The sequence below is a fragment of the Rhodoligotrophos defluvii genome, assembly GCF_005281615.1.
Taxonomy (GTDB): Bacteria; Pseudomonadota; Alphaproteobacteria; order Rhizobiales; family Im1; genus Rhodoligotrophos; species Rhodoligotrophos defluvii.
The window spans coordinates 345,513-371,316 of sequence record NZ_SZZM01000001.1 but is presented as its reverse complement, the minus strand read 5'-3'; the positions used below and the strand labels follow the sequence as shown (position 1 = coordinate 371,316).

The following is a 25,804-nucleotide window of genomic DNA, read 5'->3' as shown; positions in this document are numbered from 1 at the left end:
ACGCCAGTTCATTAGGCATTCTTACCCCATGGCCGCTATCACGCGCCCATGACGGCTCGGTGTCAATCAGACTCTCGAAGAAGTTCCTCAGGCCCGCGGCCGGGCACGCGAGAGCCACGGCCGGCGCAGGCTGCGCGGCAGCAGCCTGTAGCCCAGCAGGGCCGCAACGATCCCCGCATAGATCAGCGGCTCGGCCGGCCAGGATTTCACCGCCATGATGAAGTGCACGGCCCCGGCGGCCGCAGCCACATAGACGAGGCGGTGCAACCTCCGCCAGTTGGGGCCGAGCCGCCTTATGGACGCATTGTTGGAGGTGATCGCCAGCGGCACCAGCATGAGCAGGGCGAACATGCCGATGGTGATATAGGGCCGCTTCAGGATATCGGCCACGATGCCGTTGAGGTCGAGCGCCTGGTCGAGCACCAGATAGGTGGTGAAATGGAAGGTGGCGTAATAGAAGGCCAAGAGCCCCAGCGCGCGCCGATAGCGCAGCAGGTTTATCCGGGTGAGCTCGCGCAAGGGCGTAACCGCCAGGGTGAGGATGAGGAACCGCAGCGTCCACAGGCCGAGCGTATGCTCCAGCACCTTCACCGGGTCGGCGCCGAGCTGGTCCATCGCCCCGAGATAGAAGGTCCACAGGCCCGGCATGAAACCGACCACATAGATCAGCCAGTTTATCGCCCGCGGGGAGAGGGCGCGGCGCGTCGCGGACGCCGCTGCGGTCTTGCTGTCGCTGGCGGTCAATAGTTCTCCTTGAGGTCCATGCCGGCATACAGGCTGGCCACTTGGTCGCCATAGCCGTTGAACATCAGGGTCGGCCGCCGGCTCCCGCCGAACAAGCCGCCTTCGCCAATGCGCCGCTCGGTGGCCTGGCTCCAGCGCGGATGATCGACCTCCGGATTGACGTTGGAATAGAAGCCGTATTCCGACGGGTTCTGCCGGTTCCACGAGGTGGGCGGCTGGTCCTCCACCAGCGTGATGCGCACGATCGACTTGATGCTCTTGAAGCCGTATTTCCACGGCACCACCAGGCGAATGGGTGCGCCGTTCTGGTTGGGCAGCGTCTCGCCATAGAGCCCGACCGCCAGGATGGTCAGGGGATGCATCGCTTCATCGAGCCGCAGGCCCTCCACATAGGGCCAGTCGAGCACCTCGAAGAACCCGCCCACGCCTGGCATCTCGTCCGGCCGCAGCACGGTCTCGAAGGCGACGAACTTGGCCGAGCCCATGGGCTCCACCCGGTCGAGCAGCGCCTTCAGAGGGAAGCCGATCCACGGGATGACCATGGACCACGCCTCCACGCAGCGCAGCCGGTAGATCCGCTCTTCCAGCGGGGCGAGACTCATGAGTTCGTCGTAGTCGAACGTCTTCGGCTTGGCGACGAGGCCACCGACGTCCATCGTCCAGGGCAGCGGCTTGAACTTGCCCGAATTCTCGGCAGGGTCACCCTTGCCGGTGCCGAATTCGTAGAAATTGTTGTAGGTGGTCACATCCTCGCGCGGGGTGAGCTTCTCGTCGGTGGAGAACGCGCTTTTGCTCGCCGTGAGCGGAGCGGCATCAACCGGGGTGGCGTCTGGACCGACCAGCCCGAGAGCCAGCCCACCGGCGAGAAACTCGCGTCGTCGCAGGTAAAGCGATTTCGGGGTAACCTCGGAATAGCGGATGTCACGCGCACGACGGATCAGCATGGGACCGCCTCGGCTGATTTTGCTTCTGCCTATATATAGCGGATCGGGTGGCGGATGGGCGCAGGTGCGCCACACATTGCCGTGAGGCCGAGGAGCAGCATATGCGATCGGATCGCTTCTATCTGGACCTGCCGTCTTTCTCCCGCTTCGACGAGGTGGCCGACTTCGAGGCCTATGTGCCGGTGCCGGACGACTGGGTGCTGATGATCACCGATGTGGTCTCCTCCACCCGCGCCATTGCCGAGGGTCGCTACAAGGACGTGAACCTGATTGGCGCCTCTTCCATCGCGGCAATCCTCAATGTGGCGGGAAGCCTCAAGCTGCCCTTCGAATTTGGCGGTGACGGCGCGGTGGTGCTGGTGCCGCCGTCCTTGGCCGAGGCCGCCTCGGCCACTTTGCGCGGACTGCAGGTGGTGAGCCGACAATCCTTCGGGCTCGCCTTGCGTGCCGCGGCCATCCCCGTTGCCGCGCTCCGGGCCGAAGGTCAGGATCTGCGTGTCCGCAAGTATGAGCTGAGCCCCGGCAACTTCCTCGCCATGTTCGTCGGCGGCGGCATCCAGCTCGCCGAGCAGCTGATCAAGTCGGAAACCTCGAGCGCTCCATTCCTTCTGCAGGGCGGGGAGGGTGAAGCGATCCCTGACCTCGGCGGCCTCTCCTGCCGGTGGGACCCCTTGGTGCCGCGTAACGGACGCATGTTGGCGCTGATCCTGCGCGCTCGCAACGAAGCGCCGGCCGTCAAGCGGCAGACCCTGATGCGCACCATGGACGCGGTCGCTCGCCTGGCCGGCAGCGAGCTGAAGTCGATCGCGCCGGTGAGCGGTCATTCGCTGCAGTTCTCGTGGCCGCCGCAGCGCTTGGCCGCGGAGGCACGTCTGAATTCCAGCCGCACGCCTTATTGGCTGGAATACGGCAAGCGCTTGGGGATCTCGCTGGTGCAATGGGCGGTGCAGCGGCTCAATCGCAAGATTGGCGACTTCGACCCGGTCGTCTACCGGGACCAGCTGTTCGCGAACACCGACTTCCGCAAATATGACGGCACCTTGCGCCTGGTGCTCGATGTCACCGACGAGCAGGTCGCCAGGATCATGGACTATCTGGACGCGGAATACCGGGCGGACCGGCTGATCTACGGCGCCCACGTGGCCGAGCGCGGGCTGATGACCTGCCTCGTCTTCAGCCTGGCCGACAACCAGCACATCCATTTCGTCGACAATGCCGACGGTGGCTTTGCGCTCGCCGCCGCCGACTTCAAGCAACGCAGCGAGACGCGCATGGCGCCGCCGCCCAGCGAGGCGCTCGCCGGATCAGGGTAGCCGGGCCGCCAGCAGGCGCGCCAGGCGCGCGGCGCAGGCGGAGAGGTGCCGAACATGGTCGTCTCGTCGGCCATTGATCAGGCCGTCGATCGTGCCAGTGAGGCAAAGGCTGTAGCGGATAGGCTTGCCCTCCACCCGCACCGGCATCGCAATGCCGGCAAACCCCTCCACGTCCTCGCCGATGCAGAAGGCCACGCCCGTGCGACGGATCTCGGCCCATTCGGCTTCGATGTCGGCGAGATCGGTCTTGGTCTGCGCCGTGAGCCGGGGCAGGGGATCGGGCAGCAGCGCAAGCCGGCGGTCGCGGTCGAGAAAGGCGAGCAGCGCCTTGGCGGAGGCACCGGTGTGCAGCGGGATCTCGCGGCCGGGCATCACATAGGGCCGCACCGGGTTGTCCGGCGCCACCATGGCGATGCTGCGCACCGCTGCCCCGTCGAGCCGCGCGATGAAGCACACCTGGTCGGTCGCCGCCGCGAGTTCTTGCAGCAGGGGCTGGCTCACCGCCCGGATCCAGCCGTCATCGGCGCTGGCATAGAGCAGGTTGGTCAGCCGCGGGCCCAGCCGGTAGGTCTGCCCTTTGAGCTCCACCATGCCGACATCGGTCAAGCCTTTGAGCAGCCGATGTGCCGTGGTCTTGGGAAGGGCAAGCGCCGTGGCCAGGGCGGTGAGCGATATGCCGTCCGGGAACCCGCTCACCACCTCGATGATCCGCATATAGCGCTCGAGCGGTTTTTCCGCAGACATCGGCTCCGCTCACGCCGCGTCAAGGTCGATCCGCTCGCGGCGGAACAAGGCCGGCTCAGGCTCATCGAACGTGCGGGCGTAGCGGTGGCCGGCAAAAACCGCAGCGACGATGGCCGCCGGCGCCAGACAATCGCCGATCCGTGTGACGGAGCGGATGCCGGCCTCCTGCAACCGGCCCGCATCGGCGGTCAGCGCATGGAATAGCCGCTCATTCGGCACCCGCGCGGTGACCATGACGATGCTGCGGCACGGGAGGTCCTGGGCCGCCATGGTGCGCATATGGACCAGCCGGGCCTTGCCACCGCCTGCCTCGAACAGCGCGTGATGGGTGATCATCCGCACCCCAAGCTCGTGCAGCCGCAAGGCCGTGCGGCCCAGCTCCAGCGTGTTCTCGGTGAAGGCGGATACCTCGGCGGCCGGTGTCGCAATGGTCACTGGAAGTCCGGCCCGTGCCAGCTTCTCCGCGATGACCGCGCCCATATAGTAGTGATCATCGTCATAGATCAGCACCGGCCCCTCCGGCAGCTGGCCCGCCATGATGTCATCCGGCGTCATCGCGGCCATATCGCCGGCGATCGGCACTGGCAGCGCATGCACCCGGCCGACGCCGTCCGCCCGCCACGATGCGCCGGTGGCCAGCGCCACGGAGGGATAGCCGAAGCCGAGAATGTCTTCCGCCGAGAGATCGCTCTCCCGATAAACCGACACATTGGGCATCTTGGCGATCTGGCCCACCCGCCAGTCGCGCACCCTAAGCCACTCGCGCAAGCCCGGCAGCTCTGCTTCGCGCGTCACCCGGCCGCCCAGCTCGCGCTCGCGCTCGGCCAGCACCACCTCGTATCCGCGCTGGCCCAGCGCCCGGGCGGCTTCGAGCCCAGCCGGGCCTGAACCCACCACCAGGACGGTCTGGTCGGTGCGCTTCGGCGCGATATGCTCGGGGTGCCAGCCGCGCCGCCATTCCTCCCCCATGGTCGGGTTCTGGGTGCAGCGCAGATTGGTCATGGCGAAATGGCTGGACACGCAGATATTGCAGCCGATGCATTCGCGGATGTCCTCGGTGCGGTCCTCCTCGATCTTCTTCGGCAGGAACGGATCGGCGATCGACGGCCGCGCCGCCCCGATCATGTCGAGAATACCGCGGCGGACCATGCTCAGCATCGTATCCGGCGAGGTGAAGCGGCCCACCCCCACCACCGGCTTGCTGGTCACCTGTTTGATGCCAAGCATAAATGGCTCGTGGTCGTTCTCCGGCGCAAAGCGCGAGGTGGGCGAGTCGTCCGCCCAGGTGCCCACCACGATGTCCCACAAATCCGGCAACTCGCCGAGAAGGCCGATCGCCTCCAGGCCCTCATCCTTGACCCGCAAGCCCTGCTCGCCGCACAGCTCGTCCACGATCAGCCGCACGCTGATGCCGCAGCGGCCCTCGCTCGCCTCCCGCGAGACCTCGATCAGCTCTTTCAACAGCCGCACCCGGTTCCTGAGCGGCCCGCCATATTCGTCGGTCCGCTGGTTGCGCGGCGACATGAACTGGAAGGCGATGGTCGAGAAATTGGCGTCCACATTGATGATGTCGAACCCGGCTTTGACCGCGCGCCGCGCAGCATCGCCCCACCAGCCCAGCAGGTTGCGGATGTCCTGCTTGTCCATGGCCCGCACCTGCACCGGGTGATAACCGCTCACCGGCCGCGCCATCGGTCCCATGGGCACCTCGCGGGTGAGCCGGTTGGCGTTGTAATAGGCGGCATAGGCCAGTTGCACGCCTGCCAGCGCGTCATGAGCATGCACCGCGTCCACCATGCGCGCCAGCACCGGGATGTCGCCGTCATCCCACAGGGTCTGCAGCACCTCCGGCATCAGGTCGCCGGTCGGATGCACCGAGCAATGCTCCGTATTGACCACGGCCCAGCCGCCTTCCGCCTTCACCCCGCGCATGGCCGCGTGCGCCTGCGGCCTTAAGCTGCCCATGCCGTTGCAATGGGGCGTCTGGTAGAAGCGGTTCTTGGCCCTGACCGGCCCGATGTCGATCGGCTGGAACAGGAGGCTGAAGCGGTTCTCGGCCAAGGCATTCACTCCCGTGATGTTCCGAAAATCGGAACGTTGTCCTGAATTTCGGAAGTATGGCCGGCCAGGCTGCCGCCCGTCAAGCCGGGAGGTGCACCTATCACCCGGCTGTCCTTTTCGCTATCATGGGAGGCCATTGCGTAGAACGGGATCCGCTTCGCCCATGAACATTCGCCAGAACGTCAAGATCGGCCATTCTGCTTGCCCGCATGACTGCCCATCCACCTGTGCGCTGGATGTGGAGGTGCTGGACGAGGGCACCATCGGGCGGGTGCGCGGCTCAGCCGATAACAGCTATACGCTCGGGGTCATCTGCGCCAAGGTTGCCCGCTATGCCGAGCGCATTCACCATCCCGGCCGGCTCACCAAGGCGCTGAAGCGCAAGGGCGAGAAGGGGGCCGGCACGTGGCAGGAGATCGGTATCGAGGATGCGCTGGACGAGGTCGCCGAGGCCTTCCTGAAAGCTGAATCCCGCTACGGGTCGGAAGCGGTCTGGCCCTATTACTATGCCGGCACCATGGGCCTGCTCATGCGCGACGGCATCAACCGCCTGCGCCATGTCAAGAAATATTCCGGCATGTACGACACGTTCTGCGTGACCCTGTCCTGGCCCGGCATCCTCGCCGGCCAGGGCAAGATCGCAGGTCCCGATCCACGAGAAATGTCGCTTGCCGACCTGGTGGTGATTTGGGGCACGAACGCCGTGCACACCCAGGTCAATGTGATGACCCATGCCCTCAAAGCGCGCAAGGAGCGGGGCGCCAAGATCGCGGTGATTGACGTTTACGAGACCGCCACCATGAAGCAGGCGGATCTCGGCTTGATCATCCGGCCCGGCACGGATGGCGCCCTGGCCTGCGCCGTCATGCACGTGCTGTTCCGCGACGGCTATGCCGATTGGGACTATCTCGAGCGCTTTTCCGATTGCCCGCGCGAATTCGAGGCCCATCTCGCGACCCGCGACCCGGCATGGGCCTCCGCCATCACCGGCCTTGAGCCGAGCCAGATCGAGGCCTTCGCCAGGTTGATCGGCGAGCATCGTCGCACCTTCTTCCGCATCGGCTATGGCTTCTCCCGCTCGCGCAACGGTGCGGTCAACGTCCATGCGGTGAGTTGCATACCGGTGGTGACCGGCGCCTGGCAATATGAAGGCGGCGGGGCGCTGCACTCGAATAGCGGCATCTATCACATGAAGAAGTCGCTGATCGAAGGGCTGGACGCGATGGACCCTTCCGTCCGCGTGCTCGAACAGGGGCGCATCGGCGAAGTATTGCTCGGGAACCCAAGGGATTTGGGCGACGGACCGCCGGTCATGGCCATGCTGTTCCAGAACACCAACCCGGTCTCGGTGGCACCCGACCAGAATCGGGTGAAGCAGGGCATGGCGCGGCCCGACCTGTTCACCTGCGTGCACGAGCAGTTCATGACCGAAACGGCCGAAATGGCCGACATCGTGCTGCCCGCCACCATGTTCATGGAGCATGACGACATCTACACCAGCGGCGGCCATCAGCACCTGCTGGCCGGCCCCAAGCTCATCGAGGCGCCGGGCGATTGCCGCTCGAACCACGAGATCATCGTCGGACTTGCCAGGCGGGTGGGCGCCAGCCACCCCGGCTTCGAGATGACGCCGGCCGAGATCCTCGATCACACCTTGCGCGAATCCGGCTGGGGCACGTGGGAAGAGCTCAAGGAGAACCGCTGGATCGACTGCCAGCCGAAATTCGAGGAAGCGCATTTTCTGAACGGCTTCAAGCAGCCCGGCGGCAAGTTCCGCTTCCGGCCCGACTGGCGCAAGGTGGTCTATAAGCCGCAGGTGAAGGCCAAGCTCGGCCCGATCGATGACATTCCCGAATTCCCGGACCACTGGACCGTCATCGAGGAGGCGGATGCCGAGCACCCGTTCCGGCTCGCCACCAGCCCGGCCCGCAATTTCCTCAACTCAAGCTTCAACGAGACGCCCACTTCGCGCGCCAAGGAGGGCCGGCCGGAACTGATGATGAACCCCAAGGATCTGGCGCAGCTCAACCTGACGAGCGACGACAAGGTCAAGGTCGGCAACCGCCGCGGCGTGGTGACCCTCCATGTCCGCGCCTTCGACGGTGTGCAGCCGGGGGTCGTGATCGCCGAATCGATCTGGCCGAATTCCGCCTTCGAGGACGGATGCGGCATCAACAGCCTCACCGGTGCCGACCAGCCGGCACCCCTGAGCGGCTGCGCCTTCCATGACAACCGGGTGTGGGTGCGGCCCGCTTGAGGGCGGTTGTGATCCAGAGCCAAGCGGGAAGCCGCGCGCCATGTAGCCCTGAATGCCGGCTCAGCGCTAGGCGCGGCCGGCATGACGGGTGAGGAGGAACACCAGTCCTTTCCGTCATTGCCGCGCTTGACGCGGCAATCCAGGGGCCGCAATGGGAGTTCGTGCCGTGTCGGCCTGGGTAGCCTGCGGCTCTCACGCCGTCCGGTTGAAGGAGCCGACCGGCAGCACCGTAACCCTGGTGCCGACCGGTACCCGGTTGTAGAGATCGATCACATCCTGATTGAACAGGCGGATGCAGCCGCTCGATACCGAGCGCCCGATCGACCAGGGCTCGTTGGTCCCGTGGATGCGATAGAGCGTATCGCGGCCGTTTTGGTAGAGATAAAGCGCGCGGGCCCCCAAGGGATTGTCCAGGCCGCCGGGCAACCCATCAGCATAGGGACCGTACCGCTCCGGTTCTAGCGCGATCATGGTTGGCGTCGGCGTCCACCGCGGCCAGCGCGCCTTACGGCCGATCACCGCATCCCCCTGATAGTCGAACCCGGCCTTGCCCACCCCGCAGCCATAGCGCAGCGCCTTGCCGCCCTCGCGCACCAGGTAGAGAAAGCGGCGCTCCGGATCGACCACGATGCTTCCCGCCGGCTCCGGCCCATCGAAGGCAACTTCCTGGCGCAGATATTCCGGATCGATCCTGCTGACATCCACGGCCGGCACCGGATACGGCTCATCGTGGATCGCTGCATACATTTCCACATAGAACGGATCGGGCGGCGGCCGAAAAAGAACGGGCATGGGCCGCGTCGTGGAACAGGCGGTCAGGACGAACGGAAGACTGGCAACGAACATGCGACGGGTAACAGGCATCGATGTAATCTTTTCACGCGGTCGTCTGAAAGGAATGCGGCGCTTTCATACCCTCGAACTTTGCGAAAGAACATTGATATTAACGTGCGCTTGGCACCTGATCCCGCCGAAAATGTGCACCAGTGGCCGTTTTGCCAGCCGCTTAGACTTTCGTCGCACCGCTGCCATGCACCGATGCGCTTGTTTTCCCGCAAGCATTGCGATCATATTCGTCCAGCTTCTCGCCGCCGGCCTCACGGCGGCGACATCGGACAACCTCATAAGCGCTTTCTCGGGAGGATCGTTGTATGGATCGTCGCACAGTGATCAAAAAGGCTGGTTTCGTCGCGGGCGCCGCGGCTGCCAGCGCGGTGCCGCTGGCCGCACCCGCCATAGCCCAGTCGATGCCGGAGATCAGGTGGCGTTTGACCTCAAGCTTTCCCAATTCGCTGGACACCATTTTCGGCGGTGCTCCGGTTCTGGCCGATGCCGTCAAGAAAATGACCGACGGCAAGTTCACCATCGACGTGTTTCCGGCCGGCGAGATCGTGCCCGGGCTGCAAGCGCTGGATGCGGTGCAGAACAACACCGTCGAGGCCGCGCACACGGTCTGCTACTACTATGTGGGCAAGGATCCGACCTTCGCGCTTCCGTCCTCGGTTCCGTTCGGCCTCAATGCTCGCCAGCAGAATGCCTGGCTGTATCATGGCGGCGGCAACGAGGCGGTGAACGAGTTCCTGTCCGCCTACAACGTGATCGGCATGCCGGGTGGCAATACGGGCACGCAGATGGGCGGCTGGTTCCGCAAGGAGATCAACAGCGTCGCCGACCTGAACGGTCTCAAGATGCGCATCGCCGGCATCGCCGGCCGGGTGCTGCAACCTTTGGGCGTCGTGCCGCAGCAGCTGGCTGGCGGCGACATCTATCCGGCGCTGGAACGTGGCACCATCGATGCGACGGAATGGGTGGGCCCCTATGACGACGAGAAGCTCGGCTTCTACCAGGTGGCCAAGTTCTACTACTACCCGGCCTTCTGGGAAGGCGGCCCGACCGTGCATTTCCTGTTCAACAAGGCCAAATACGACGAACTGCCTGATGCCTATAAAGCGGCCCTGGACACGGCAGCCAAGGCCGTGAACATCAACATGCTGGCGCTTTACGACGTGAAGAACATGCAGGCGATCCGCAGCCTCGTCGGCAAGGGCGTGCAGCTCCGGCCACTGCCGCGCGACGTGCTCGATGCGAGCTACGAGCAGGCGTTCAAGATCTATGACGAGCTTGCCGACACGAATCCGGCCTGGAAGAAGATGTATGAGCCGTGGAAGACGTTCCGCAGCCAGATCTACGAATGGTTCCGGGTGGCGGAATACAGCTACGACAGTTATGTCTACAGCCAGCAGGCCGCCGGCAAATAATCGCTGAGCTATCGAGACCATGGAGCCCGGGCATTGATGATGTCCGGGCTTTTGCTGTTCAAGGCTGCTGCTGTTGTGGCGCTCCAAAGCTTGGTGGAGGGGGTGTCGTGGTCTGGCCTGGCGGCGTGTTCGCCGGGGGAGGCGCCCCGAAACTCGGCGGCGGAGGCGCCCCGAAACTCGGCGGCGGAGGTGCCCCGAAGCTCGGCGGGGGCGCGCCGAAGCTCGGCGCTGTCGGGCTGCTCGGCCCTGCGCCCGGCATCGGCACGTTCAACTGAATGGTGGAAGGGTCGACCGTCCTCTCCTTTCGGATCCAGTACGTCACCGTCTCTGGCCAGAAGATCACGACGAAGACCAGCAGCAGCTGCAGGGTGAGCCAGGGTATCGCACCCATGTATATGTCCGACGTGCGCACGCTCTTCGGCGCGATCCCGCGCAGGTAGAAGAGCGCGAAGCCGAAAGGCGGGTGCATGAACGCCGTCTGCATGTTCACGCACAGGAGCACGCCGAACCAGACCAGATCGATCCCCAAGGCCTGGGCCGCCGGCACCAGCATGGGAATGACGATGAAGGCGATCTCGAAGAAATCGAGGAAGAATGCCAGAAAGAACACGAACACGTTGACGAAGATCAGGAAGCCCAGCACGCCGCCCGGCAGCCCCGAGAGAAGATGCTGCACCCAGTGGCCGCCGTCCATGCCCTGGAACACCAGGCTGAACACGGTCGAGCCGATCAGGATGAACACCACCATGGCGGTGATGCGGGTCGTGGAGGCCATGCCCTCCCGCACAAGCGCCCAAGTGAGGCGCCGATGCATGATCGCCAGCAGCATGGCGCCCACCGCGCCCATTGCGCCCGCTTCCGTCGGCGTGGCAAGCCCCAGGAAGATGGTGCCCAGCACCAGGAACATCAGCACCAGTGACGGCACCATGGCCTTGGCCACCCGCCACAGGAGCTGCAGGCTGCTGGCCGTCCGGGCTTCCTTGGGAAGCGGCGGCATAGTGTGCGGCCGCACGATCGACATCACCAGGATGAAGATCAGGAATATGGCGACCTGCAGCAGCGACGGTCCGATCGCGCCCGCATACATGTCGCCCACCGACCGGCCGAGCTGGTCGGCCAGGATGATCAGCACGAGCGACGGCGGGATCAGCTGCGCGATCGTTCCGGAGGCGGCGATCACCCCGGTCGCGACCCGCGTGCTGTAGCCGTAGCGCATCATGATCGGAAGCGACACGATGCCCATGGCGATGACCGACGCCGCCACCGTGCCGGTGATCGCGCCCATCACCGCCCCGACCAGCACGACCGCATAGGCGAGTCCGCCTGGCAGCGGCCCGAATAGCTGCCCCGCCCCTTCCAGGAGATCCTCGGCCAGCCCGCTGCGCTCCAGAATGGCGCCCATGAAGGTGAAGAAGGGAATTGCAAGCAGCAGGTCGTTGGAGAGTACGCCGAAGAACCGCAGCGGCAGCGCCTGCAGGAAGACCGCATCGAAATGTCCGGTCAGAATGCCGATGGCGCCGAAGAACAAGCCGCAGGCGGCCAGCGAAAACGCGACCGGAAAACCATAGAGCAGAAAGAGGACGAGGCCCGCGAACATGAGCGGGGGCATGATGCCGTATTCAAACATGCGGACGCGTTTCCCCTCTTGGCTTTCTTGTTGGCCGCCTTACTGCAGCGGCTTCTCGTAGTGTGTATCGAGCTCCACCTGCCCGGTCAGCGCGCCGATTCGCTTGATCAGCTCTGAAATTCCCTGCAGGGCGAGCAGGATAAAGCCCAGCGGGATCATCAGCTTCGCCGGCCAGAGGATCAAGCCGCCTGCATTCATGGACATCTCCCCGCTCCGGAACGAGGCAAGGAAGAAGGGCACCGTCAGATAGATGAGGTATCCGGTCACCGGCAGAAGGAAGAAGATCAGGCCGAGCAGGTCGATATAGAGCCGCTGCCGGTCACCCACCGAGGAATAGATCAGGTCCACTCTCACATGCCCGTTGTTCTTGAGAGTATAGGACGTGCCGAGCATGACCATCGCCGCAAATAGGTACCACTGCACCTCGAGGAACGCGTTCGAGCTGTAGCTCAGCACGTAGCGCATCACCGCATTCCCGGCGCTGATCAGCACCGCAACCAGCACGCAGTAATTCGCAACGATGGCAAACCGCGCATTCAGCCGATCGATCAGGCGGCTGAACGCCAGAAGGGCTTGCATGCTTTTCACGTCCCCTTTGGTTGGCGATATGTTCTCATTCGCCGCTTTGCTTGCGCATAGCAGCTTTTGCGGACTGGACCAACTCGGTCAATAGTTGCAGACGCGCTCGCGGCAGGCAGCCCGCAAAGGCCAGGTCACAGCGGAATGCCAACCCCTGCTGATCCGCGCATTACGTCGGAATTGCCGCGCACCGAGGCACCGGGCGTCACGGTCTCGCATCCCGCCAGCAGGAGCAGAGCAGCTATCACGAGCACCAGCCGTGTCATTTCGCATCCCCTCCGTTCAGATCTGCCATCGTAGAGCCTTCACCGCTACACTCTAGCGCCAGTTTGCTGCGGCCGAGGATTTTTCGTATGCCCGAGGCGGGCTCACAATGTCGCGTTGGCATCTGGCGAAATGGGCGCCGCATGCATAATGTTAACGCCGCAAGGACGGCTTAAGTCCGCTGTTCCGATCAAGCACCTCGAGCCTAGAGGAAACGTCCTGAGCACCGCCGACGCGTCCATTCTGGAGACCGTGCACCCCGAGCCGCTCGTGCCCGCATCGCCGACGCCGGCCCGGCGGGAAGCTCTGCGCTGGACCGTCACCTGGCTCCTGGCCTTGTTGCTGCATGTGCTGGTCTTCGCCGCGGTGATCTACCAGTTTCCCGGCGCGAGCCAGCTCGATGTGCCGCAGGCCATACCGGTGGAGCTGGTGACCATGCCGCCTCCGCCCCCGCCTGCCCCCCAGGAGGCAGAGGAGCAGAAGCCCGAGCCGGAGCCGGAGAAAAAGCCGGAAGAGCAGCAGTCTGAGCCCGTGCTGCGGCAGAGCGGCGCGACGGACAACACGCAGCTTCCGCCCAGCGATGCGCCCAAGGTCGAGCAGCCTGAGGAAAAGCCCGAGCCGGCGAGGCCCGAGCTGTCGCCGCAGCAGGTCGAGCAGCAGGCCAAGCCCGCGCCGGAAATGCCGAAGCTGGTGGAGTCGGAAACCGGCACCGAGCCCAAGGCACCGGATCCGCCACAGATGATGGCCGGCGTTCCCAAGCTTGACCTACCCCCTGCCTTCGAGATCCCACGGCCGGCCCGCGGTCTTTCCGGCATGAGCAGTGGGCCGGGCGGTGGCGGCGACCCTTATCTCAACGCCCTGCGGGACAAGATCGTCGCCCGCCTGGTCTATCCGCCGGGCAGCGAATCTCGGCGCGGCGTTGCCCAATACCAGGCCGTGATCACCAGGCAAGGAAAGCTGGTGAGCGTGCAACTCACCCGCTCCTCCGGCTATCGCGATCTCGATCAGGTGGGCCTGCAGGCGATCCGCGCCGCAGCGCCCTTCAAGCGCCTGCCGCGCGAAATCCCCGGCGACCGGGCCATCATCGAAATCTCGCTGCGGCTAGGGTCCTGACGTTGCCGCGCCGCAACAATTCCGCTGTTTTGCATCTGCGTCATGGCGGCTATGCATGGGTCCCATCGCTCTTTTCTCAGGAATATGAAAGAATAAGTGTCTAGTATGCCAAGCGATTTGCGCCTGGACCTGGTTGCTTCATGAAGTCTGCGCCGAACAAGATCCTCATCGTCGTGCATCAGGCGTCATCGAGTCCCGGACGGGTCGGACTCATGCTGCGCGAGCGGGGCTATGAGCTCGACATTCGCCGGCCCTGTCTGGGCTGCCCCTTGCCGGAAAGGCTGGATGACCACGCCGGCGTCGTGATCTTCGGCGGCCCGATGAGTGCGAATGACTGCGACGCGTTCATTGCCCGCGAGATCGACTGGATCGGTGTTCCGCTGAAGGAAGACAAGCCCTTTCTCGGGATCTGCCTCGGGGCCCAGATGCTGTCGCGCCATCTTGGCGGCGCGGTCACGCCTCATCCGGAAGGGTTGGTCGAGATCGGCTACTACCCGATCTACCCCACGCCCTTGGGGCAGACATTGTTCCACTGGCCGAGCCACGTCTACCATTGGCACCGGGAGGGATTTTCCCTGCCCGCCGGGGCCGAGCTGCTGGCCCGCGGCGCCCACTTCGAGAACCAGGCCTTCCGCTATGGCCGGAAGGCCTTCGGCATCCAGTTCCATCCGGAGATCACGTTGCAGATGCTGCACCGGTGGACCGTGCGCGGCGCGCCCAGGTTCGAGCTGCCGAACGCACAGCCGCGCCGTGCCCATTTCGAAGGCCGCCGCCTCTATGACGCGGCCGTGCGCGTCTGGCTCGCCCGGTTCCTCGATCACTGGCTTGAGCCGGACCCAGCTCACACGTCGGCCATGGCCGCGGAGTAGCGACGCCTCCGCCGGCCGTCTGGTCCGGGACCAAAAATTTAGCGCAGAAGTGTATAATGAGCGCTGGCAATGGATTGACGGTGGTCCATCCCCGCCCTAACGTCCATGTCTAGTGAATGGCGAGGTCGAGGGGAGACCTCTGATTGCAACCACCGAGCGGGCAGGGGTGATCGATGAAGATTGTCGTCATAGGAGGCGGGGTCGTCGGCGTAACCACCGCCTACCAGCTGCAGCAGGATGGTCACGAAGTGACCCTCATCGAGCGCCAGCCGCAGGTGGCGGAAGAAACCAGCTGGGGCAATGCCGGCATGATCGCGCCCGGCCATTCCTTCGCCTGGTCGTCGCCCCAGGCCCCGATGATTCTGCTCAAGTCGCTGGTGAAGAAGAACCAGGCGCTGCGCTTCAAGCCCTCGCTCGACCCGCGGCTATGGACTTGGTCGCTGAAATTCCTGGCGCAATGCACCGAGGAACGGGCACGGATAAACACCCTGCGCAAACATCGGCTGGCCACCTATTCCCAAGGCGTGCTGCACGAGGTGGTGGCGAAGGAGAACATTCAGTTCGACAACAACCGCCGCGGCATCATCTTTTTCTACCGCGATGAGGAATCGCTCGAGCGCGGCGTCGCCCACATGAAGATCCTCGCCGATGACGGCCAGGAGATGCAGACCATCGGCCGCGACGAGATCGTCAAGCTCGACCCGTCCCTGTCCTCCGCCGCCCACAAGATCGCCGGCGCCGTCTATTGCCCGACCGACGAGACGGGCGATTGCAATAAGTTCACCAACGGTCTTGCCAAGGTGTGCATCGAGCGCGGCGCCGAGTTCCTCACCGGCACCGCCGCCACGCGCATCAACGTTTCGGGCGGCCAGGTCACCGGCATTCAGACCGACAAGGGCGAGGTCAAGGGCGATCTCTACGTGCTGTCGGCCGGCAATTACAGCCCGATCCTCGCCAAGCCCATCGGCATCGACCTGCCGATCTATCCGGTGAAGGGTTACTCGCTGACGATCCCGATCGGGAATCACGGCGCGGCCCCGACCATTGCGTCGGTGGACGAGAATAACCTGGTGGCGATCACGCGGATGGGTGATCGGGTCCGCGTCACCGCCACCGCCGAATTCGCCGGCTACAACACCAGCCACAAACCCGGAGACTTCGCCTTCATGAAAGGCATCGTCCAGGAGCTCTATCCCGATGGGGCCGACTACGACCGCGCCTTCATGTGGGCGGGCTTGCGGCCGATGACGCCGACCAACATGCCGATCATCGGCCAGAGCCGCTACCGCAACCTCTATTTCAACACCGGACATGGCCATATCGGCTGGACCATGTCGAACGGTTCGGCGCGCATCGCCGCCGATATCATCGCCGGCCGCAAGCCCGCCATTCCACTCGACGGGCTCGCCGCATAGGGAACACACCCATGACTCAGGCACTTGCACGACAAACGTCAGCCAGCACCGAGTTCCTCGATCTCGGCGTGCTGGATTGCGAGCTGGACCAAGGAATTGCCCACCGCGCTGCCATCGGCCTCCTCGTGCTGTCCACCGACCAGACTATGGAGCATGAATTCCGCCAGGTGGTGCGCGGCGACGGCGTTGCCTTCTATGCGACCCGGGTGCTCAACGACGTGATGGTCACCAACGAGACCTTGCGCGCCATGCGCGACAAGATCGCCCCGGCAACGGAACTGATCCTGCCCGGCCTGCCCCTCGACGTGGTCGGCTTTGGCTGCACCTCCGCCAGCATGGTTCTGGGCGAAGAGGTGATTTTCGAGGAAATCCGCAAGGCGCGGCCGGGCATTGCCTGCACGACCCCTATCACCGCCGCCTTTGCCGCCTTCAAGACCTTCGGCGCCGACCGGATCGGCGTGCTTACCCCTTATTCCGCCGAGGTGAACGAGACCGTCCGCGCCTATCTCGAAAGCAAGGGCGTGAACGTTGCCGCCTTCGCCACCTTTGACAAGGTTGACGACCGCGAGGCGGCCCGCATCTCGCCTCGCTCGATTGCCGAGGGGATCAAGATCTTGAGCCGGCGCGCCAAGCTGGACGCCGTCTTCGTATCCTGCACCAGCTTGCGCCTGTGCGAGGAGGTCGCCGGCATCGAGGCGGAGATCGGCATTCCCGTCACCTCCAGCGACCATGCCCTGGCCTGGCACTGCATGCGTCTCGCCGGCGTGAACGACGTCGTACCCAATGCTGGAATGCTGTTCGAGCGGGGCGTCTGACCGCCCGATCCGTGTAAGGATGATCCAGGGCTGGCCACCTTACAGGGAACCAGCACGGGCTTGTGCGGTTTGTACCCCGGCAGCTTTGGGTTGGGGACGGTCGTGCAGAAGAAATCACCCGGGCCATCGGTAGGTGTGGCAAAACCAGCGGTCAGGCGTTCTGCGATACGCGAAGGGCTGCCTTTCCCCTTGGGCGCCACGTGGGACGGCCTTGGCGTCAACTTCGCCATCTTCTCGGCGAATGCCACCTGCGTCGAGCTATGCCTGTTCGACGCGGAGGGTGAGACGGAGCTCGAGCGCATCGAGCTGCCGGAATACACGGACGAAGTCTGGCACGGCTACTTGCCGGCCGCGCGGCCCGGAACCGTCTATGGATATCGCGTTCACGGGCCATACGAGCCCGATGCCGGCCACCGCTTTAACCCGAACAAGCTGCTGATCGACCCCTATGCCAAGCAGCTGGTGGGCAAGCTTACCTGGGGCGAGGAGCTGTTCGGCTACAAGATCGGCCATGCCGACAAGGACCTGGCCTTCGACGGGCGCGACAGCGCCCATCTCATGCCGAAATGCCGGGTGATCGATCCTGCCTTCACTTGGGGCCCCGAGCGCCGGCCGCGTGTTCCCTGGGAGCGCGCGGTCATCTACGAAATGCACGTGAAGGGTTTCACCAAGCTCAATCCGCATGTTCCGGAGGACGAGCGTGGCACTTTCGCCGCGCTCATCCATGACCGCGTGCCGCGCTACCTGCGCGGCCTCGGCATCACCGTCGCCGAATTCCTGCCGGTGCATGCCTTCATCGACGACAGCTATCTCGTCGAGAAGGGGCTCCGCAACTACTGGGGCTATAATAGCATCGCGTTCTTTGCGCCCGAGCCGCGCTATCTCCACTCGTCCTCCGTGAACGAATTCAAGGAGATGGTGAACCAGTTCCATGCCGCTGGCCTCGAGGTCATCCTGGATGTGGTCTACAACCACACGGCGGAAGGCAACGAGCTCGGTCCGACGCTCTCGCTCAAGGGCATTGACAATGCGAGCTACTACCGCCTGCTGCCCGACCAGAAGCGCTACTACATCAACGATACCGGCACCGGCAATACCGTGAACCTGTCGCACCCGCGCGTCCTCCAGATGGTGGCCGACTCCCTCCGCTATTGGGCCACCGAGATGCGGGTAGACGGCTTCCGCTTCGACCTCGCCACTATTCTTGCCCGCGAGCCCTATGGCTTCGACGAGGGCGGCGGCTTCCTTGACGCCTGCCGCCAGGACCCGGTGCTCTCGGGCATAAAGCTGATCGCCGAACCGTGGGATATCGGTCCAGGCGGCTACCAGGTCGGCCAGTTCCCGCCGGGCTGGGCGGAGTGGAACGACAAGTTTAGGGACACGGTGCGCTCATACTGGAAGGGCGACGACGGCAAGCTGCCCGATTTCGCGGCCCGCATCGCCGGCTCGGGCGACCTGTTCAACAAGCGCGGCCGCAGGCCGTGGGCGAGCGTCAACTTCATCACCGCCCATGACGGCTTCAACCTCAACGACGTGGTTTCCTATAACGACAAGCACAACGAGGCCAATGGCGAAGAGAACCGCGACGGCCATTCCAACAACCATTCCTGGAACCACGGGGTGGAGGGCCCGACCGACGACGAGGCCATCATCGAGCTGCGCGAACGCCAGAAGCGCAACATGCTGGCCACCTTGCTGCTCGCGCAGGGCACGCCCATGATCCTGGCGGGAGACGAGTTCGGCCACACTCAGCAAGGCAACAACAACGCCTATGCCCAGGACAACGAGATCACCTGGCTGAACTGGGAAGGGATAACCCCGCGCGGGCGTGCCCTGCTGGAATTCGTGCGCAAGCTGATCGCCGTGCGCATGACCTATCCCATTCTGCACCGTGGCCGCTTTCTCGGCACCGAGTATAATGAGGAGCTTGACGTCAAGGACCTCACTTGGATCTCGCCCACTGGCGAGGAAATGAGCCAAGAGCAGTGGGAGGATGGCAAGGCCAAGTGCTTCGGCATGCTGATAGACGGGCGTGCTCAGCCCACGGGCATCAAGCGCCGGGGCGACGATGCAACGCTGCTCATCGTCACCAACGCCTATCATGATGTGGTGAAGTTCACCCTGCCGGAAGTCGCCGAAGGCAATAACTGGGTTTGTCTGATCGACACCAATGTGCCGGATCGCTCCGATATGACCCGCCACAATATCGGGGCGGTCTATGAAGTGACAGGGCGCTCGCTGCTGCTCTTCGTGCTCAACCGTGGCGACCAGGCGGCGAAGATGACCCGTGCCGGCCTTGGCGCCATTCTTGATATTTCCGAACGTCCACTGCCGGAGCTTGCCTGAGAGGGCCTGCCGCTGATGAGTCTAGAGCGGAGGCCCAGCGCCTGTTGCTCAGGGGGAGGGGAGCCAGGAACCGCTATAGCTTTCTGTCCTGGTCCCTGAATCGCCGCGTCGAGCGCTGCAATGACGAGAGTGGTTACGTTGAACTCATCGTCGTGCCCGGCTCAAAGCCGCGTGTTGTCGAGCACCCACAGCCCCAGCGCCTGCACCATATCGTCGCGCCAGGACAGCGGTCCGGGCTTGTAGAGCACTGAAGTCAGCGCCTTCTGCTGCTTTTCGAGAATGCCGATATCCTCGCGGCCGACCAGCTCCCAGCGCTGGTAATAGGCCGCAGCCTTTTCCTCGAAATCCGCCCGGTGCAGCTTGTCCTCGGGGAAGCAGCCGCCGATCTCCACCTTCGAGCGGTCATGGGCAACCGGCGTGACATTGAGCCACCACATCGAATCCTGGGCGACGGCGAACTGGCAGGTCGGGAAGATCACCGTGAAATAGGTGCCCATGCGCGCATCCTCGTCGAGCCCCTCGATGGGCTCGAACGGCGGCGGTGCGCCGGGAAGCGTCGCGATGCTGCGCCCGCTGATCACCTGGATGCAGATCCAGTCGCCCTCGGTCGGCAGCGTGCGCGATTGCTGTGCACCGACAGTGTTCTTGTGCACGATGCCGGTGTGATAGGTCTCCATGGCATTTTCGAGCACGAGCTTCCAGTTGCACGCGGCATCCAGGGTGATTTTCCAGGTGCAGCGCATGCGGTCCAGCCGGTGCGACGCGAAGCGCCGAGGCAGATCGCCCAAATGCTCGAGCAACGGCTTGGGCTGACGCGAGAAATTGGCGAAGAGGAAGCCGTTCCAGCTGTCCAGCGAAAGCGGCACCAGGCCGTTTTCCACCCGGTCGAAGCCCTCCGCGTCCTGCATGTCCGGGCAGCCATACAGCCTGCCGTCACTGAAATAGCTCCAGGCGTGATAGGGGCAGATGATCCGCCCGCCGCAATTGCCCTCGCCCTCCAGCAGGATCGATCCGCGATGCCGGCAATAGTTCGCAAAGCAGCGGAGCACCTCGTCTTTGCCGCGGATCAGAACGATGGGTCCGCCCGGCGTGTCGAAGGCGCGGTAGTCGCCCGGGTTCGGCAGCTGCTCTTCGCGGCACAGAAAGAACCAATGCTTCAGGAACAGGCGCTCGCGCTCGCGCGCAAAGATCTCCGGGTCGGTATAGAAACCCGCTGGCATGGCGCGCGCCCGGGTCAGCGGTGCGCTGGCGGCCGCAAGCGCCTCGTGGTCCAATTTCATCGGCACGTCCTCGCGTTTTGCACGCTGGCATTTCCAAGCCAAGCTCCAGTTGGCCGCGGAAACCGCCAGAGCTAAAGCAACCGGAGCGCGATCCGATCGACCTTGAACGGATCAATTCCTAGAATGACTCCAGCCCCATGCCGGGTCAACGCGCAAACGCAAGCACCCCTCCGTCATCCTCGGGAGGGGTGCTCGTGCCGCAATCTGCGAGGCATCACGGACGGAACACGATCACCGGACCGGGACCCATCCACCACGGCCAAGGATACCAGTACCCACCATAGAAGTAGGTGTAGCCCGGCCGCCGGTAGCGGTAGCGCGGTCCATACCAGCGCCCGTGCCTGTACCACCGCTTGTAGCGCCTCCAGTCCCCATGGCGGTGCCAGTGGCGATGCCCCCGCCAATGGCGACGGTCTCCGCGCCAATGGCGGTCGCGGACCTCTTCCACATTGACCTTCTCGACACCGGTGGCGACATTCGCTTGGCTCAGAGGCGCCGCGGAAGCGCTGCTGGCCAACCCGCCAATCGCCAGCGCACCGGCGATCAACGCTGCAAACAACTTGGGCTTAGCGATTGACATGACGAATCTCCATCAGTCGCATCATGAATAGATGGTAATGTTCGGCCGTCAGGAATTCACCCTCGCGCTTGTAATAAATTGTAAGAAAGTGTATCACAAAACCTTGAGTTTCGTGAACGAGCTGTTCATCTCCCGTTCATATTCCGCAATTGGAGCTACAGAACATGAAGAAAACTTATGTTATTCCTCTGCTCTTCTGATGTATGCTTTACCTGGGTTGCGAAAATGCCTGCTGTTGTATGCCGCATTGGGTGAATATAGATGCGGGCGAGCATCTTCATCGGTCAGCCAGACATGGCCATAGCCCGTATGCAGACCCCACAGGCCGTTGTCCTTCCATGAATAGGTATTGTCCGGGGCGGGGTCGGCGCCAGGCTGGCCGCGCGGCTGATCTTGCCAGAACGTGTCAGCCTTGGCGGGTTCACCGGCCAAGATCAGGCCGGCGATCGCGAGAGGCACGATCTTGAAATGCAGGGGTCTCATAAAATCCTCCAAAAACAATTGACCGAACTGGGGAGATTAATCCGGTCTCCTCACGAATGAGTTCACGGCAGATCGCAAATGTGCTTCGAATTGATGAGGTCGCGCAGGGCGGTGACCTGGCCGGTGCGGTGCACGTTCGGCGCGCTGAGGATTGACAGGCAGCGCGCTGATCGGAATGGTGCCGTGCAGTCGCGTCAGGAAGGACGAGAGGACCTCACATGGAGATCAAGCGCTGCGGCTCGATACCGTCCCGGCCGGGTAAAGCCGGATGGTTCACCGGCAAGACCTTGCAGAACCCGGTCATCGAGGCGCCTGAGCCGGCGCGGGTGCGCGCGACGGTGGTGACCTTCGACCCGGGTGCGCGCACGGCCTGGCACACCCACCCGTTGGGCCAGACCCTCTATGTGCTGAGCGGCTGTGGCCGAGCCCAGACCTGGGGCGAAAACATCGTGGAGATCCGTGCAGGCGATATCATCTGGTTCCCGCCCGGCGAGAAGCACTGGCATGGCGCCGCGCCCAACACCAGCATGACCCATCTCGCCATCCACGAGGCCCTGAACGGATCAACCGTGGATTGGCTGGAGGAGGTGTCGGAGGAGGATTACAACGCCGCGCCCTGAGGGCTGCTGGCCGGTGCCATCAGGCCGACGCAGCCACCCTGGCGGGAGGCAGGCGCTCCGCGTTGATCTCGTCGAGCGGCATGCCGAATTCCTTCTCCAGAAGCGGCACCACGTCGCGGGCAAAGCGCTCGAGTGACGCGCGCGCCCGGGCCCCGGGAACGGTGCCGATCTGCATGAAGCAGGAAAGGTGGGTGATGCCGAGCGTGCGAATTTCGTGGGCAAGCTTCTCCGCCACGTAGTGGGCATCGCCAAAGACGAGATTGTCCCGGAACGTCTCCAGCGGCGGCTCGTCCGGCATGGGTGGCGCCTTGATGAAATGCCCCTCGAGTTCGGGCACCCCGGCCCGCATGGCCGTCACGATGCGGGCCACCACCCGGGCCCGCTCCGCCATGTCCAGCGCCTCGGCCTTGTCGTCCGTGACGAAGACATATTGCTGCACGCCGAGCGGCATGCGGTCGGTGGAAACGCCCGCGGCCGCATATTGCGCGCGCACTTGCGTCGCCATGTCCCGCAGCAGAGGAAAGCCCTTCCAGCCGGCGGTGATGAACGGCACGCTTCCGCTGCGCGCCACCCGTTGCAGCACGCGCGAGTCGAGGCCCGTCACATAGACCTCGGGCCCGCCCGGCTGCAAGGACCGCAGGGCGATGGGCGAGGGCGGCACCTTGAAGTGCTTTCCCTCATAGGCGATGTAGCCGTCCCGCATGCCCATCTCGATGATGTCCCAGATCTCCATCATCAGGTCGACCTTGTCGGCGAGCTTACGGTTGTAGCGGTCGAACTCGTATTGCTGATAGCCGGAGCCGATGCCGATGATGGCGCGCCCGTTGGACTGTACATCGAGCAGCCCGAGCTCCTGCACCAGCCGCACCGGATCATAGAGCGGCAGCACCAGCACGGCCGCGCCCAGCCTGATCTTGCGGGTCACGCCCGCCGCATAGGAGGCCATCATCAGCGGTGAGGGGCATACGGAATAATTGGAAAAATGATGCTCCGCGAACCAGGCGACGTCGAAGCCCGCCTCGTCCGCCAGCTTCACCATGGACAGGGTATCCTCCACGATGGTGCGGGGCGAGGTGGACGCATCCCGCTGCGTCATCAGGTTGAACAAGCCAAGCTTCATGGCATTACCTCAGAACGGAAAATGGCCGGAACTCGCGCCGAATGCGCCTGCTTCAAGCGTAGATATAGCCGCCGCTGACAATCACGTTCTCGCCGGTCATGTAGCGGTTGGCATCGCTCAGCATGAACACGATCCACTCGGCGATGTCGTCCGGCTGCGCATTGCGACCCAGGGGCGTGTGCGAAGCAAGCTCCGGCAGGAAACCTGCCGCCTTGGCCTTCTCCGTGGCGATGCCGGCGGGCGCCACGGAGTTTATCAGGATCTGATCCGGCGCGAATGCATCGGCAAATGACTTCGTCAGGCTCGCCACCGCTGCCTTCGTTGCGGCGTAGTGAGCATTCTTCGGATGCGCCTTGAACGCATCCACCGAGGTTATGTTCACGATCCGGCCGCGGACGGTGCCGACAATGTCCTGGCCTTGCATCTTCTCCACGGCCGCGGCCATGAGATTGTAGGTGCCGCGCACATTGACCGAGAAATCGAGATCCCAGTCCTCGTCGGTGATCGCCAGGATCTCCCTCCGCGGATAGACACCGGCGCAGTTGACCAAGCCGTCGACACGGCCGAGTCGCTCGGCGGCCTGGGCAAACAGGCGATAGGCTTCGGCCTTGGGCACGATATCGCCGGTGATGCCGAATACCTCCGCGCCCGAGCCCGACAGCCGCTCCACCAGCGGGTTCAGCACCGCCGGGTTGATGTCGATGATGGCGATCTTTGCTTTGCGGGCCGCCAGCATCTCCACCGTGGCCAAACCGAGCCCACTGGCACCGCCGGTGATGACGATGCCCTTTCCCTCGACACCCATGACGAAATTTCCTTCAGCCCAGATAAGCTTCCTTGACCTGCGGATTCTCGAGAAGATGGCTGGCAGGTCCCTCAAGGGTGATGGCGCCCGTCTCCAGCACATAGCCGTAGTCGGCGATCTGCAGCGCCATGAACGCGTTCTGCTCGACCAGCAGCACCGCCACGCCCTGCTTGCGGATCTCGCCGACCGTCTCGAAAATCCTCTGCACCAGCAATGGCGCGAGTCCCATGCTGGGTTCGTCCAGCAGCAGCACCTTGGGCCTCGACATCAGGGCGCGCGCCATGGCGAGCATCTGCTGCTCGCCGCCCGAGAGCGTGCCGGCCACCTGCCGGAAGCGCTCCTTCAGCACCGGAAACATGTCCAGAACCCGCGCCTCGGTGTCGGCGATCCACTGCCTGTCTTTCTGCAGGAAGGCGCCGATCCGGAGATTTTCCGCAACCGTCATGCGCGAGAAGATGCGCCGCCCCTCGGGCACCTGCACCAGCCCCTTGCCGACGATGGCGAAAGGCGAAAGCTCCGTGATGGATTCGCCATTATAGACCACGTCGCCGTCGGTTGACGCGAGGATCCCGGAAATGGCCCTAAGGGTCGTGGTCTTGCCCGCGCCGTTCGCGCCGATCAGCGTCACGATCTGGTTCTGGCCAACCGCCAGCGAAACGCCCTGAAGAGCATGGATCTTGCCGTAATAGACATGCAGGTTGCGGACGCTCAGCAGCGCTGCGCTGCTCTCATTGCCCTTCGATGGCGCCGGTGTGGGTGCGCTTGCCTCAGCCATCGCCATCACTTCAACGCCTTTTCTGTGTTTGCGCCAAGATAGGCCTCGATCACCTTGGGATTGTTCTGCACCTCGGACGCCGTGCCTTCGGCGATCTTCACGCCGTGGTCGAGGACGCTGATCTGGTCGGAGATGCCCATCACCACCCGCATGGAATGCTCGATCAGCAGAATGGTCACACCCAGCTCATCCCGCAGCCGCCGCACGAAGCTCATCATGTCGTAGCTCTCGCGCGGGTTCATGCCGGCCATCGGCTCGTCCAGCAGCAAGAGGCGCGGCTTGGTGGCCAGCGCCCGCCCGACCTCGAGCCGCCGCTGCTCGCCATAGGCAAGGTTACGGGCCACCGTGTCGCCGCGGCCCTTGAGACCGACGAAATCGAGAATCCGCAGCGCTTCTTCCTGCGCCGCCTCCTCGTCCTGGCGTGTGAAGCGCGTATTCAGGATCGCGCCGAGCCAATTCGACTTCAGGTGGATATGCATGCCCACGAGGATGTTCTCGATCGCGGTCAAGTTCCGGAACAGCCTGATGTTCTGGTAGGTGCGGTTGATACCCGCTGCCGCGACCCGATCCGGCGTCACCCCGTCGATCCGCTCGCCGGCGAACCAGATCGCGCCCTCCGTGGGCTCGTAGAACTCCATGATGCAGTTGAACACCGTGGTCTTGCCGGCCCCATTCGGGCCAATGATGGAGTGGATGCTCTTTTCCTCCACATCCAGGTCCAGGCTGTCGACGGCAATGAGGCCGCCGAAGCGCTTTGTCATCTGCTCCAGTTTGAGAAGAGGCATGGCCATG

General features: G+C 64.0%; 24 protein-coding genes. 9 read left to right on the top strand and 15 right to left on the bottom strand.

Features of this window, described 5'->3' with window-relative positions; all coding sequences use genetic code 11:
* Positions 1–87: 87 nt before the first annotated feature.
* Together msrQ and msrP are read right to left on the bottom strand one after the other, a co-directional pair.
* Entirely contained in the window at positions 88–744 is a 657-nt protein-coding gene (msrQ, locus tag E4P09_RS01675; protein ID WP_137387856.1) for a protein-methionine-sulfoxide reductase heme-binding subunit MsrQ, read from the bottom strand.
* Positions 741–1,688: a protein-methionine-sulfoxide reductase catalytic subunit MsrP gene (gene msrP, locus E4P09_RS01670; RefSeq protein WP_137387855.1), complete on the bottom strand. Its 948-nt coding sequence runs from the start codon at positions 1,686–1,688 to the stop codon at positions 741–743. Before msrP ends, msrQ begins: the two co-directional genes overlap by 4 nt.
* A 101-nt stretch (positions 1,689–1,789) precedes the next feature.
* Between msrP and E4P09_RS01665 the strand changes: the two genes are divergently transcribed.
* Positions 1,790–3,001, top strand: coding sequence for a DUF3095 domain-containing protein (locus tag E4P09_RS01665; RefSeq protein ID WP_137387854.1), 1,212 nt, complete (start codon positions 1,790–1,792; stop codon positions 2,999–3,001).
* Here E4P09_RS01665 and E4P09_RS01660 read toward each other — a convergent pair.
* Together E4P09_RS01660 and E4P09_RS01655 are read right to left on the bottom strand one after the other, a co-directional pair.
* Positions 2,993–3,745, bottom strand: a complete 753-nt coding sequence (locus E4P09_RS01660; RefSeq protein WP_137387853.1) for an IclR family transcriptional regulator — start codon at positions 3,743–3,745, stop codon at positions 2,993–2,995. The two genes, E4P09_RS01665 and E4P09_RS01660, sit on opposite strands and share 9 nt — an antisense overlap.
* 9 nt (positions 3,746–3,754) lie before the next feature.
* The gene (locus tag E4P09_RS01655; protein WP_428977682.1) at positions 3,755–5,815 is read right to left on the bottom strand and encodes an oxidoreductase; all 2,061 of its coding nucleotides are present in this window, start codon (positions 5,813–5,815) and stop codon (positions 3,755–3,757) included.
* 154 nt (positions 5,816–5,969) lie between these two features.
* Here E4P09_RS01655 and E4P09_RS01650 point away from each other — a divergent pair, with 154 nt between their 5' ends.
* Positions 5,970–8,063, top strand: a complete 2,094-nt coding sequence (locus E4P09_RS01650) for a molybdopterin-containing oxidoreductase family protein (protein ID WP_137387851.1) — start codon at positions 5,970–5,972, stop codon at positions 8,061–8,063.
* 192 nt (positions 8,064–8,255) lie between these two features.
* Here the strand turns inward: E4P09_RS01650 and E4P09_RS01645 are convergent, their stop codons facing one another.
* The gene (locus tag E4P09_RS01645; protein ID WP_137387850.1) at positions 8,256–8,927 is read right to left on the bottom strand and encodes a L,D-transpeptidase; all 672 of its coding nucleotides are present in this window, start codon (positions 8,925–8,927) and stop codon (positions 8,256–8,258) included.
* 287 nt (positions 8,928–9,214) lie between these two features.
* Between E4P09_RS01645 and E4P09_RS01640 the strand changes: the two genes are divergently transcribed.
* On the top strand, positions 9,215–10,321 hold the full coding sequence (locus E4P09_RS01640) for a TRAP transporter substrate-binding protein (protein WP_137387849.1): 1,107 nt from the start codon (positions 9,215–9,217) through the stop codon (positions 10,319–10,321).
* A gap of 58 nt (positions 10,322–10,379) precedes the next feature.
* Here E4P09_RS01640 and E4P09_RS01635 read toward each other — a convergent pair whose 3' ends face one another.
* From E4P09_RS01635 to E4P09_RS26665, 3 genes are all read right to left on the bottom strand, one after another.
* Positions 10,380–11,948, bottom strand: coding sequence for a TRAP transporter large permease (locus tag E4P09_RS01635; protein ID WP_137387848.1), 1,569 nt, complete (start codon positions 11,946–11,948; stop codon positions 10,380–10,382).
* Between the two features lie 39 nt (positions 11,949–11,987).
* Positions 11,988–12,527, bottom strand: a complete 540-nt coding sequence (locus E4P09_RS01630) for a TRAP transporter small permease subunit (protein WP_137387847.1) — start codon at positions 12,525–12,527, stop codon at positions 11,988–11,990.
* A 134-nt stretch (positions 12,528–12,661) separates the two neighbouring features.
* Positions 12,662–12,793, bottom strand: coding sequence for a hypothetical protein (locus tag E4P09_RS26665; protein WP_275406427.1), 132 nt, complete (start codon positions 12,791–12,793; stop codon positions 12,662–12,664).
* 148 nt (positions 12,794–12,941) lie between these two features.
* Here E4P09_RS26665 and E4P09_RS01625 point away from each other — a divergent pair, with 148 nt between their 5' ends.
* From E4P09_RS01625 to glgX, 5 genes are all read left to right on the top strand, one after another.
* Complete coding sequence (locus tag E4P09_RS01625) at positions 12,942–13,904, top strand: TonB family protein (protein WP_170984179.1); 963 nt, start codon at positions 12,942–12,944, stop codon at positions 13,902–13,904.
* Positions 13,905–14,044: 140 nt separating this feature from the next.
* A complete protein-coding gene (locus E4P09_RS01620; RefSeq protein WP_137387845.1) occupies positions 14,045–14,773 on the top strand; it encodes a glutamine amidotransferase in 729 nt (242 codons plus the stop codon).
* Between the two features lie 173 nt (positions 14,774–14,946).
* Positions 14,947–16,188 (top strand): D-amino acid dehydrogenase, encoded by a 1,242-nt coding sequence (locus E4P09_RS01615; RefSeq protein ID WP_137387844.1) that lies wholly within the window; start codon positions 14,947–14,949, stop codon positions 16,186–16,188.
* Positions 16,189–16,199: 11 nt separating this feature from the next.
* Positions 16,200–17,003 carry a maleate cis-trans isomerase family protein gene (locus E4P09_RS01610; protein ID WP_137387843.1) on the top strand — a complete coding sequence of 268 codons (804 nt, stop codon included), beginning with the start codon at positions 16,200–16,202 and terminating at the stop codon, positions 17,001–17,003.
* Between the two features lie 102 nt (positions 17,004–17,105).
* A complete protein-coding gene (glgX, locus tag E4P09_RS01605) occupies positions 17,106–19,349 on the top strand; it encodes a glycogen debranching protein GlgX (protein WP_137387842.1) in 2,244 nt (747 codons plus the stop codon).
* A gap of 161 nt (positions 19,350–19,510) precedes the next feature.
* Here glgX and E4P09_RS01600 read toward each other — a convergent pair whose 3' ends face one another.
* The 3 genes from E4P09_RS01600 to E4P09_RS01590 form a co-directional block, all read right to left on the bottom strand.
* Positions 19,511–20,629 (bottom strand): aromatic ring-hydroxylating oxygenase subunit alpha, encoded by a 1,119-nt coding sequence (locus tag E4P09_RS01600; protein WP_137387841.1) that lies wholly within the window; start codon positions 20,627–20,629, stop codon positions 19,511–19,513.
* A gap of 214 nt (positions 20,630–20,843) precedes the next feature.
* Positions 20,844–21,209, bottom strand: a complete 366-nt coding sequence (locus E4P09_RS25830; RefSeq protein WP_170984178.1) for a hypothetical protein — start codon at positions 21,207–21,209, stop codon at positions 20,844–20,846.
* Positions 21,210–21,389: 180 nt separating this feature from the next.
* On the bottom strand, positions 21,390–21,692 hold the full coding sequence (locus E4P09_RS01590) for a hypothetical protein (RefSeq protein ID WP_137387839.1): 303 nt from the start codon (positions 21,690–21,692) through the stop codon (positions 21,390–21,392).
* Between the two features lie 218 nt (positions 21,693–21,910).
* Here E4P09_RS01590 and E4P09_RS01585 point away from each other — a divergent pair, with 218 nt between their 5' ends.
* Entirely contained in the window at positions 21,911–22,312 is a 402-nt protein-coding gene (locus E4P09_RS01585; RefSeq protein WP_137387838.1) for a (R)-mandelonitrile lyase, read from the top strand.
* Positions 22,313–22,331: 19 nt separating this feature from the next.
* On the opposite strand, the gene E4P09_RS01580 is transcribed toward E4P09_RS01585, so the two are convergent.
* The 4 genes from E4P09_RS01580 to E4P09_RS01565 are packed head-to-tail and all read right to left on the bottom strand — an operon-like array spanning position 22,332 to position 25,803.
* On the bottom strand, positions 22,332–23,432 hold the full coding sequence (locus E4P09_RS01580) for an LLM class flavin-dependent oxidoreductase (RefSeq protein WP_137387837.1): 1,101 nt from the start codon (positions 23,430–23,432) through the stop codon (positions 22,332–22,334).
* A 52-nt stretch (positions 23,433–23,484) separates the two neighbouring features.
* Entirely contained in the window at positions 23,485–24,237 is a 753-nt protein-coding gene (locus tag E4P09_RS01575) for an SDR family NAD(P)-dependent oxidoreductase (protein WP_137387836.1), read from the bottom strand.
* Between the two features lie 13 nt (positions 24,238–24,250).
* Entirely contained in the window at positions 24,251–25,012 is a 762-nt protein-coding gene (locus E4P09_RS01570) for an ABC transporter ATP-binding protein (RefSeq protein WP_170984177.1), read from the bottom strand.
* A 5-nt stretch (positions 25,013–25,017) separates the two neighbouring features.
* On the bottom strand, positions 25,018–25,803 hold the full coding sequence (locus E4P09_RS01565; protein WP_205041989.1) for an ABC transporter ATP-binding protein: 786 nt from the start codon (positions 25,801–25,803) through the stop codon (positions 25,018–25,020).
* Between the last annotated feature and the right edge of the window lies 1 nt (position 25,804).

Excerpts from the sequence above, each read along its gene's own strand:
- E4P09_RS01640 (WP_137387849.1), top strand. The coding sequence starts at position 9,215 with ATGGATCGTCGCACAGTGATCAAAAAGGCTGGTTTCGTCGCGGGCGCC.
- E4P09_RS01575 (WP_137387836.1), bottom strand. The coding sequence starts at position 24,237 with ATGGGTGTCGAGGGAAAGGGCATCGTCATCACCGGCGGTGCCAGTGGG.
- E4P09_RS01615 (WP_137387844.1), top strand. The coding sequence starts at position 14,947 with ATGAAGATTGTCGTCATAGGAGGCGGGGTCGTCGGCGTAACCACCGCC.
- E4P09_RS01620 (WP_137387845.1), top strand. The coding sequence starts at position 14,045 with ATGAAGTCTGCGCCGAACAAGATCCTCATCGTCGTGCATCAGGCGTCA.
- E4P09_RS01660 (WP_137387853.1), bottom strand. The coding sequence starts at position 3,745 with ATGTCTGCGGAAAAACCGCTCGAGCGCTATATGCGGATCATCGAGGTG.
- E4P09_RS01625 (WP_170984179.1), top strand. The coding sequence starts at position 12,942 with ATGTTAACGCCGCAAGGACGGCTTAAGTCCGCTGTTCCGATCAAGCAC.
- E4P09_RS01650 (WP_137387851.1), top strand. The coding sequence starts at position 5,970 with ATGAACATTCGCCAGAACGTCAAGATCGGCCATTCTGCTTGCCCGCAT.
- E4P09_RS01630 (WP_137387847.1), bottom strand. The coding sequence starts at position 12,527 with ATGCAAGCCCTTCTGGCGTTCAGCCGCCTGATCGATCGGCTGAATGCG.
- E4P09_RS01570 (WP_170984177.1), bottom strand. The coding sequence starts at position 25,012 with ATGGCTGAGGCAAGCGCACCCACACCGGCGCCATCGAAGGGCAATGAG.
- E4P09_RS01645 (WP_137387850.1), bottom strand. The coding sequence starts at position 8,927 with ATGCCTGTTACCCGTCGCATGTTCGTTGCCAGTCTTCCGTTCGTCCTG.
- E4P09_RS01585 (WP_137387838.1), top strand. The coding sequence starts at position 21,911 with ATGGAGATCAAGCGCTGCGGCTCGATACCGTCCCGGCCGGGTAAAGCC.
- E4P09_RS01610 (WP_137387843.1), top strand. The coding sequence starts at position 16,200 with ATGACTCAGGCACTTGCACGACAAACGTCAGCCAGCACCGAGTTCCTC.
- E4P09_RS01590 (WP_137387839.1), bottom strand. The coding sequence starts at position 21,692 with ATGAGACCCCTGCATTTCAAGATCGTGCCTCTCGCGATCGCCGGCCTG.
- E4P09_RS01635 (WP_137387848.1), bottom strand. The coding sequence starts at position 11,948 with ATGTTTGAATACGGCATCATGCCCCCGCTCATGTTCGCGGGCCTCGTC.
- E4P09_RS01665 (WP_137387854.1), top strand. The coding sequence starts at position 1,790 with ATGCGATCGGATCGCTTCTATCTGGACCTGCCGTCTTTCTCCCGCTTC.
- E4P09_RS01565 (WP_205041989.1), bottom strand. The coding sequence starts at position 25,803 with ATGGCCATGCCTCTTCTCAAACTGGAGCAGATGACAAAGCGCTTCGGC.
- E4P09_RS01600 (WP_137387841.1), bottom strand. The coding sequence starts at position 20,629 with ATGAAATTGGACCACGAGGCGCTTGCGGCCGCCAGCGCACCGCTGACC.
- E4P09_RS01580 (WP_137387837.1), bottom strand. The coding sequence starts at position 23,432 with ATGAAGCTTGGCTTGTTCAACCTGATGACGCAGCGGGATGCGTCCACC.
- msrP (WP_137387855.1), bottom strand. The coding sequence starts at position 1,688 with ATGCTGATCCGTCGTGCGCGTGACATCCGCTATTCCGAGGTTACCCCG.
- E4P09_RS25830 (WP_170984178.1), bottom strand. The coding sequence starts at position 21,209 with ATGTCAATCGCTAAGCCCAAGTTGTTTGCAGCGTTGATCGCCGGTGCG.
- E4P09_RS26665 (WP_275406427.1), bottom strand. The coding sequence starts at position 12,793 with ATGACACGGCTGGTGCTCGTGATAGCTGCTCTGCTCCTGCTGGCGGGA.